This is a genomic window from Nocardioides sp. Leaf374, from assembly GCF_916862475.1.
In the GTDB taxonomy this organism is placed as follows: domain Bacteria; phylum Actinomycetota; class Actinomycetes; order Propionibacteriales; family Nocardioidaceae; genus Nocardioides; species Nocardioides kribbensis.
In genome coordinates this window covers 1-7081 of record NZ_CAKASO010000073.1, presented here as the reverse complement: position 1 = coordinate 7081, position 7081 = coordinate 1, and the positions used below count along the sequence as shown (strand labels likewise).

Here is a 7081-nt window from a genome sequence, read left to right as displayed (position 1 = left end):
TCGCGCCGGTCGGTCGCGCCGGTCGGTCGCGCCGGGCCGGTCGGCCGCGGCTCGGTGCCACCACCCGCAGGCACCACACGCCGACACCACACCGCCGTCACGCCGGGCGCGAGGCCCGGCCACGGTCACGGGCCCTTCGCGGCCCGCTCGCGTCCCCGGTCATGACCCGGTCGCAGGTCCAGGTCAGGTCCTGACGACGACCCGACGACCAACCCCACGACGACCCGGGATCGGCGGTCGGGCCTCAGCCGACGGGCAGCGCGCGAGCCGGGCCGGCCACCTCGAGGAGCTCGCGGGCGTGCGCCAGCGCGGTGTCCGAGCCGGTGAGTCCGGCCATCATGCGCGAGAGCTCGCGCTCGCGCTGGGTGTCGTCGAGCACCGCGAGCCCCGAGCTGGTGACGGTGCCGTCGTTGGACTTGCTGACGACCACGTGGCGGTCGGCGTACGCCGCGACCTGCGGCAGGTGGGTCACCACGAGGACCTGGGCGTCGCGGGCCAGGCGGGCCAGGCGCCGCCCGACCTCCACGGCGGCGGTGCCGCCGACGCCTGCGTCGACCTCGTCGAAGACGAACGTCGGCACGGGGCTGGTGCCGGCCAGCGCGACCTCGAGGGCGAGCATGACTCGCGAGAGCTCGCCGCCCGAGGCACCCTTGTGCAGCGGGCGCGGCTCCGAGCCGGTGTTGGCCGCGAGCAGCAGGTCGACCTCGTCGAGGCCCGACGGGGCGTAGCGCAGCCAGCGCTTCCCGACCCGCAGCGGCGTGCCGACCCGGGCGGGGTCACCGGTCTCGGCCGGGGCCTCCACGGCGTGCTGCCTGACCTCGACGACGACCCGGGCGTGCGGCATGGCCAGCATGCCCAGCTCGCCGGAGACCGCCTCGGCCAGCCGTGTGGCGGCCTCGCCGCGCAGCTGCGAGAGCCGCAGTCCGAGGTCGGCGAGCTCCTCGCGCAGCTCCGCGCGCTCTTGGCGCAGCTGCTCGACGCGCTCGTCGGTGCCGTCGAGGTCCAGCAGCCGGCGCGCTGATGTCTCGGCCCAGGCCAGCACCTCGTCGATGGTCTCGCCGTACTTGCGGGTCAGCGCGGTCAGCGCGGCGCGTCTCTCGGACACCGCGGCCAGCCGTGCGGGGTCGACCTCGACCCGGGTGGCGTAGGAGGCCACGTCGGCGGCCAGGTCGGAGAGCAGGTAGGAGATCTCGCCGAGCCGGTCGGCCAGTCCGGCGGCCTCCGGGTCGTGGGCGCGCACCGACTCCAGCGCCGAGCGGGCGGCCGTGGTCGTCGCGAGCGCGTCGGGCGCGCCGTCCTCGCTCGAGAGCGCCTCCCGGGCCTGCTCGGCGGCGGTCCGCAGGGTGTCGGAGAAGCCCAGCCGGGTCTCCTCGGCGGCCAGCGCGACGTCCTCGCCCACCTCGGGCGAGACGGCCTCGACCTCCCCGAGCCCGAAGCGGAGCAGGTCGGCCTCGCGCGCCCGCTCCCGGGCGCTGGTGACGACCTCGACGAGCTCCGTCTCCACGGCCCGCAGCCGCTCGAAGCACGCCGTGTACGCCGCCGCGGCCCCGGCCACGGCGTCTCCGCCGAAGCGGTCGAGCGCGTCGCGCTGGGCCCTCGGCTGCAGCAGGCGGTGCTGGTCGGACTGGCCGTGCACGGCGACGAGGGGCTCGCTGACCGACGCCAGCGTCGAGACGGGCACCGAGGCGCCGCCCACGAAGGCCCGCGAGCGGCCCTCGGCCGAGACGTTGCGGGCCAGCACGACGTGGCCGTCCTCGACCTCGCCACCGGCGTCCTCCACCGACGTCGCGAAGCCGCCCAGGCCGTCGACCCTCACCAGCCCCTCGACCCGGGCCGAGCGGGCACCCGTGCGCACGGCGCCGCTGTCGCTGCGCCCGCCCAGCAGCAGGCCCAGGGCGGTGACGATCATGGTCTTGCCCGCTCCGGTCTCACCGGTGATGACGGTCAGGCCGGGACCGAGCTCGAGCGTGGAGGAGTCGATGACGCCCAGGGAGCTGATCCGGATCTCCTCAAGCACGGTCGTCTCCCTTGCGTCGCCTCTCCGCGGCGCCGCGCCAGCCCTCGACGGGCAGCCCGAACTTGGCCACGAGACGGTCGGTGAAGGGCGCCTCGTGCAGGCGCACGAGGCGCATCGGCCGCTCGCCGCGCCGCACCTCGACCCGCGCGCCGGGCGGCAGCTCGACGGCTCGTCGCCCGTCGCACCACAGCACGCCCGAGACGCCGGTGCGCGCCAGCACCTCGACGGCCAGCACCGACGTGGGGGCCACGACCATCGGGCGGGCGAAGAGGGCGTGAGCGCTGATGGGCACCATGAGCAGGGCCTCGACGCCCGGCCAGACGATCGGTCCGCCGGCGCTGAAGTTGTAGGCCGTGGACCCGGTCGGGGTCGCGCAGACGACGCCGTCGCACCCCCACCTCGACAGCGGGCGCCCGTCGACCTCCGCGACCACCTCGAGCATCCGCTCGCGCGAGGCCTTCTCGACGCTGGCCTCGTTGACGGCGTAGGTGCGGGTGACGACCTCGCCGTCGACGTAGACCACGACGTCGAGGGTCATCCGGTCCTCGGAGGAGTAGCGCCGGTCGACGATGGCCGCGATCGTCGACTCGACGTCGTCGTGCTCGGCCTCGGCGAGGAAGCCCACGTGGCCCAGGTTGACCCCCAGCACGGGGGTCTGGCTGGCGTGGGTGATCTCGGCGGCCCGCAGGATCGTGCCGTCGCCCCCGATCACGAGGGCCAGCTCGCACCCGGCGCTGGGGTCGCGGTGCAGGTCGGTGATCTCGAGGTGACCCGGGTGGCCCGGGTGCTCGTCGGCGGTGAGGCCCAGGTCGTCGGCCTCGCCGGCGAGCAGGCGCACGACGATCCCGTTGCTGGTGAGGGCCTTGCAGAACTCCAGGGCGACCTCGCGGGCCTCCTCGCGCCCGGTGTGGGTCAGCATGAGCACACGGCGCACCGCCGGGTCGGCGCTCGGGGAGTCACTCATGGCTCCACCCTCTCACCCGCCACCCCCGGCGGCGCCGCGGTGGTGACGACGGTGTGGATCGCGTCCTCGTCGACCGTGGCCGGGCCGTGGCGCAGCCAGAGGAAGAACTCCACGTTGCCCGAGGGTCCCGGCAGCTGGCTGGTCGTCACGGCCCGGGCCCCCCAGCCGCGCGAGGCCGCCGCGGCGGCGACCGACTGCACCGCCTCGGCGCGCAGCTCCGGGTCGCGCACGACCCCGCCCTTGCCCACCCGCTCCTTGCCCACCTCGAACTGCGGCTTCACCATCAGGGCCAGGTCGCCATCGGGCCGGGTCACCCGCAGCAGCGCGTCAAGAACCAGCTCGAGGGAGATGAACGACAGGTCGCCCACCACGACGTCCACCGGGTCCCCGACCAGCGGCAGGTCGAGCTCGCGGATGTTGGTGCGGTCGTGCACGACGACCCTCTCGTCCTGGCGCAGGGGCCAGGCGAGCTGGCCGTAGCCGACGTCGACGGCGAGCACCTGGGCCGCGCCGCGGCGCAGCAGCACGTCGGTGAAGCCCCCGGTGGAGGCCCCCGCGTCCAGGCAGCGCCGGCCCGCCACGTCGAGGCCGAGCGGCGCGAGGTCGTCCAGGGCGCCCGCCAGCTTGTGGCCGCCGCGCGAGACGTAGTCCGGTCGGTCGTCGGAGGCCTCCGCGACCACGATGGCCACGTCGGTGGTGACGCCGGTGGCCGGTTTGCGGGCGAGCGCGCCCGAGACCTTCACACGACCGGCGGCGATGAGCTCGCTGGCGTGCTCGCGCGAGCGGGCGTGGCCGCGACGCACGAGCTCCGCATCGAGGCGCAGTCGACGAGGGGGCACGGCGTCACGCCCCGCCGTCGGAGCGGGGCGAGGCCCCGAGCCCCGGACGCGGTACGCCGATCGCGCCGGGCCGCGGACCGGGCGCACCTGCCCGACCCGGCGACCAGACCCCGGGCCCCGGTCGCTCCGCCGTGACCGGCACGTCGCGCGCGGCGCCGTCCGCACCTGCGGCCGGGTCCGGGCCGAGCAGCCCGTCCACGTCGTCCAGCGCTCGGCGCAAGCGGTCGTGGGCGTCCTCGAACACCGCGACGTGCTCGGCGACGGGTCGCCCGTCGAGCCGGGTGACGGCCTCGACGACCTCGTCGACACCGGCCACCCCGGTCGGGGCGTGCTCCTCGCTCAGGGGGGCGCCGGCCCCGGGGGTGTGGCTCATGGCGCGAGGCTACCGTCGCTCCGCGCCCGGGGCCCGCAGCCGGTCGACGCCCACGGGTTCTCCGCCCGCGTCGAGGTGTTCCCACGCGGCGGTGGCGACCACGCGCCACCAGTCGTCCGGCGACCCGTCGCCCTCCACCACCAGGTCGGCGGCGCCGTCGACCTGCGCCGTCCAGCCGCCGCACGCCACCGTCGCGTCGTTCCGGGTGGGCTCCGGATGGGCCTGCAGCAGCCCGGAGAGGTCCGCCGCGAGGTAGGTCGGTCGCTCCCGGGGCCGTGCCGCCACGAGCTCGGCGAGGCCGGTCACACCGGTCATCACGAGCAGTGCGGGCATGTCGACGCCGACCGCGCCCTCGATGTCGGTGTCGAGCCGGTCCCCCACCATCAGCGGCGTGGCGCCCCCCACCCGGCGCACGGTCTCGTCCAGCAGCGGGCGGGCGGGCTTGCCCGCGACCACCGGGTCGACCCCGGCGAACCGGCTGAGCGTCTCGACCAGCACCCCGTGCCCGGGCGCCGTGCCGTAGGCCGTCGGGATGCTCATGTCGGTGTTGCTGGCCACCCACCACAGCCCGTCGCGCACCCGCACCGCGGCCCGCATGATGTCGCGCCAGAGCACGTCGGGGCCGTAGCCCGTGGCGAGCGCGTCGGCCTCGTCGTCGATGCCGACGGGCTCCAGGCCCTCCTCGCGCAGCGCCTCCAGCAGCCCGTCGGCTCCCAGGGCCGCGACACGCGCTCCCGTGCCCAGCCGGTCCACGAGCACCCGCGCGGCGGCCTGGGCCGACGTGACCACGTCCTCGCGCGCGGCGTCCACACCGAGCTCGGTCAGGTGAGCGGCCACGGTCTCGGGTGTCCGTGAGGCGTTGTTGGTGATGAAGGCGATGCGCTGGTCCCGCTCGCGAGCGGCTGCGATCGCCTCGGCCGCCCCGGGCACCGCCTCCCCACCGATGTAGACCACGCCGTCGAGATCGAGCATGGCCAGGTCGTGGTGGTCGCAGAGAGCTCGGTCGGTCCCACGCAGCATGGTGCACCCCTCGGTCGTGGCCGGCCCCGGCCGGCGGTCGTCACCGGCCCCGCGCGGGCCGGTGGGCCCAGCCTGCCCGGTGGTCCCTGGGCCGGCAGGCCCGCCCCCTACGATGCGCAGATGGAGCGCTCCGGCACGGTCACCCCGCCGTACGTCGCCGGACCCCTCCACCTGGGGCCCTTCCGGGCCCTGCGGATGGCGCCCCTGCGGGTGGGCGATCCCGCGACCGCGCGCACCTTCGGCCGCTCCCAGCGCAAGGTGCTCGACCGGCTGGCGCGCTGGGAGGAGCACGGACAGGTCGCGCGCGACCGGGTGCCTGCCCTCTACATCCACGAGTACACCGCCGCCGGCCTCACCGTCCGCGGCGTCGTGGGCGTGCTCGACCTCTCGCGTCGCGCCGTCCTCCCCGCCGAGCGCGCCGTGCTCCCCCACGAGGGCGTCCGCCCCGCTCAGGCCGACGACCTGGCCGACAAGCTGGCCGAGATCCGCCTCCACCCGGCGCCCATCCTCCTGGTCCACCGCGCCTCCGAGACCCTGCGCTCCCTGACGCGGAGCCAGGTGGCCCGGCGCCCCACCCACGCCTTCCGGGACCGCGTCGGGCAGGAGCACCGGCTGTGGGCCGTGACCGACCCCGACGAGATCGCGGCGGTCCAGCGCGAGGTGGCTCCCAGTCGCGTCCTCATCGCCGACGGGCACCACCGCTACGCCGCCTACCTCCGCCTCCAGGCGCGCGACCCCGGCGGCGCCGCCGACCACGGTCTCGTCATGCTCGTCGACCAGACCGACACCCCGCTCCACCTCGGTGCCATCCACCGTGTCGTCCAGGGCGTCTCCCTGCCGGAGTTGACCCGCGCGGTCACCAGCATCGGTGGCTCCGGCGAGCGCGTACGCCGCGCCGCCGCCCTCGACCACCTCGGCCCCGACCACCTCGTGGCCACCGACGGCGAGCACTGGAGCGCGCTGACCCTCCCGACCGGCTCCGGCCGCTCGGCGGTCGAGCTCCTGCACGAGGCCGTCCTGCCGTCGCTGCCGCGCAGTCCGCGCTCCGTGGACTACCACCACACGGCCGAGAAGGCGGCCGCGGCTGCTCGGCCCGGCAAGGCCGTGGCCGTGCTCCTGCCGGCGCCCGACGTGGACCACGTGGTCGCTGTCGCCGCCGACGACCGGCTGCTACCCGAGAAGGCCACGTCCTTCCAGCCCAAGCCGAGCCCCGGGGTGCTCATGCACTCGCTGCTCGACGGATGAGTCGAGCCTCGGCGACCTCGATCTCCACCCGCGACGAGGCCCCCGCCCCCTGACGGAAGAACCGGCGGCGCACCGCGCCGCGGACCTCCACGACGTCGCCGGGCGACCAGCGCGACACCGTCCGGCGCGTGCGCGCCGACCAGGCACTGCAGTCGAACGTGTCGACCTTCTGCCTGGAGCCGGCCACGCTGCCGGCACGGTCCACCACGAGTCGCACCGAGCAGACGGGGTCGCCACTCGGGAGCTCGCGGACCACCGCCTCGCCCGACACACGGCCGACGAGACGGACCTCGTTGACCGGCGCCACATCGTCCCCTGCGGGGACCGCTTCCTTCGTGCGTGCCATCACGCATCACCTCCGGCATCACCGTGGCGCGTTCGAGGCACGCGCACCGCGCCGCACCACGCAGGTGTGGACGGGCGACCGTCGTGATGCGCCTGGGGACGATCAGTGGGCCGTGCTGCCGGTGCGGCCCAACGGCTGTGAGGTCCTGAAATGGCTTGTGGGGCCACCCGGTAACAGGTGACCCCACAAGCACTAAGAATTGTCCGGCGGCGTCCTACTCTCCCACAACCTCTCGGTTGCAGTACCATCGGCGCTGAAAGGCTTAACTTCCGGGTTC

Annotated in this window: 7 protein-coding genes and 1 rRNA gene; 1 reads left to right on the top strand and 7 read right to left on the bottom strand. The window is 75.5% G+C overall.

Going from position 1 to position 7081, the window contains the following annotated elements:
• Positions 1-244: 244 nt before the first annotated feature.
• The 5 genes from recN to LPA27_RS18895 are packed head-to-tail and all read right to left on the bottom strand — an operon-like array spanning position 245 to position 5213.
• Positions 245-2017, bottom strand: coding sequence for a DNA repair protein RecN (gene recN, locus LPA27_RS18915; RefSeq protein ID WP_228943525.1), 1773 nt, complete (start codon positions 2015-2017; stop codon positions 245-247).
• Entirely contained in the window at positions 2010-2981 is a 972-nt protein-coding gene (locus LPA27_RS18910; protein WP_056864525.1) for an NAD kinase, read from the bottom strand. Before LPA27_RS18910 ends, recN begins: the two co-directional genes overlap by 8 nt.
• Positions 2978-3820: a TlyA family RNA methyltransferase gene (locus LPA27_RS18905; RefSeq protein WP_228943523.1), complete on the bottom strand. Its 843-nt coding sequence runs from the start codon at positions 3818-3820 to the stop codon at positions 2978-2980. Before LPA27_RS18905 ends, LPA27_RS18910 begins: the two co-directional genes overlap by 4 nt.
• 4 nt (positions 3821-3824) lie before the next feature.
• Positions 3825-4193: a hypothetical protein gene (locus LPA27_RS18900; RefSeq protein WP_228943521.1), complete on the bottom strand. Its 369-nt coding sequence runs from the start codon at positions 4191-4193 to the stop codon at positions 3825-3827.
• A gap of 9 nt (positions 4194-4202) precedes the next feature.
• Positions 4203-5213: an HAD-IIA family hydrolase gene (locus tag LPA27_RS18895; RefSeq protein WP_228943519.1), complete on the bottom strand. Its 1011-nt coding sequence runs from the start codon at positions 5211-5213 to the stop codon at positions 4203-4205.
• 120 nt (positions 5214-5333) lie between these two features.
• On the opposite strand from LPA27_RS18895, the gene LPA27_RS18890 reads away from it, so the two are divergent.
• Positions 5334-6458, top strand: coding sequence for a DUF1015 family protein (locus LPA27_RS18890; protein WP_228943517.1), 1125 nt, complete (start codon positions 5334-5336; stop codon positions 6456-6458).
• On the opposite strand, the gene LPA27_RS18885 is transcribed toward LPA27_RS18890, so the two are convergent.
• The gene (locus tag LPA27_RS18885; protein ID WP_056864717.1) at positions 6433-6804 is read right to left on the bottom strand and encodes a single-stranded DNA-binding protein; all 372 of its coding nucleotides are present in this window, start codon (positions 6802-6804) and stop codon (positions 6433-6435) included. The genes LPA27_RS18890 and LPA27_RS18885 overlap by 26 nt on opposite strands.
• Before the next feature lie 201 nt (positions 6805-7005).
• A 5S ribosomal RNA gene (rrf, locus tag LPA27_RS18880) occupies positions 7006-7081 on the bottom strand; the annotation flags it as partial.

Excerpts from the sequence above, each read along its gene's own strand:
- LPA27_RS18910 (WP_056864525.1), bottom strand. The coding sequence starts at position 2,981 with ATGAGTGACTCCCCGAGCGCCGACCCGGCGGTGCGCCGTGTGCTCATG.
- LPA27_RS18900 (WP_228943521.1), bottom strand. The coding sequence starts at position 4,193 with ATGAGCCACACCCCCGGGGCCGGCGCCCCCCTGAGCGAGGAGCACGCC.
- LPA27_RS18895 (WP_228943519.1), bottom strand. The coding sequence starts at position 5,213 with ATGCTGCGTGGGACCGACCGAGCTCTCTGCGACCACCACGACCTGGCC.
- LPA27_RS18890 (WP_228943517.1), top strand. The coding sequence starts at position 5,334 with ATGGAGCGCTCCGGCACGGTCACCCCGCCGTACGTCGCCGGACCCCTC.
- LPA27_RS18885 (WP_056864717.1), bottom strand. The coding sequence starts at position 6,804 with ATGGCACGCACGAAGGAAGCGGTCCCCGCAGGGGACGATGTGGCGCCG.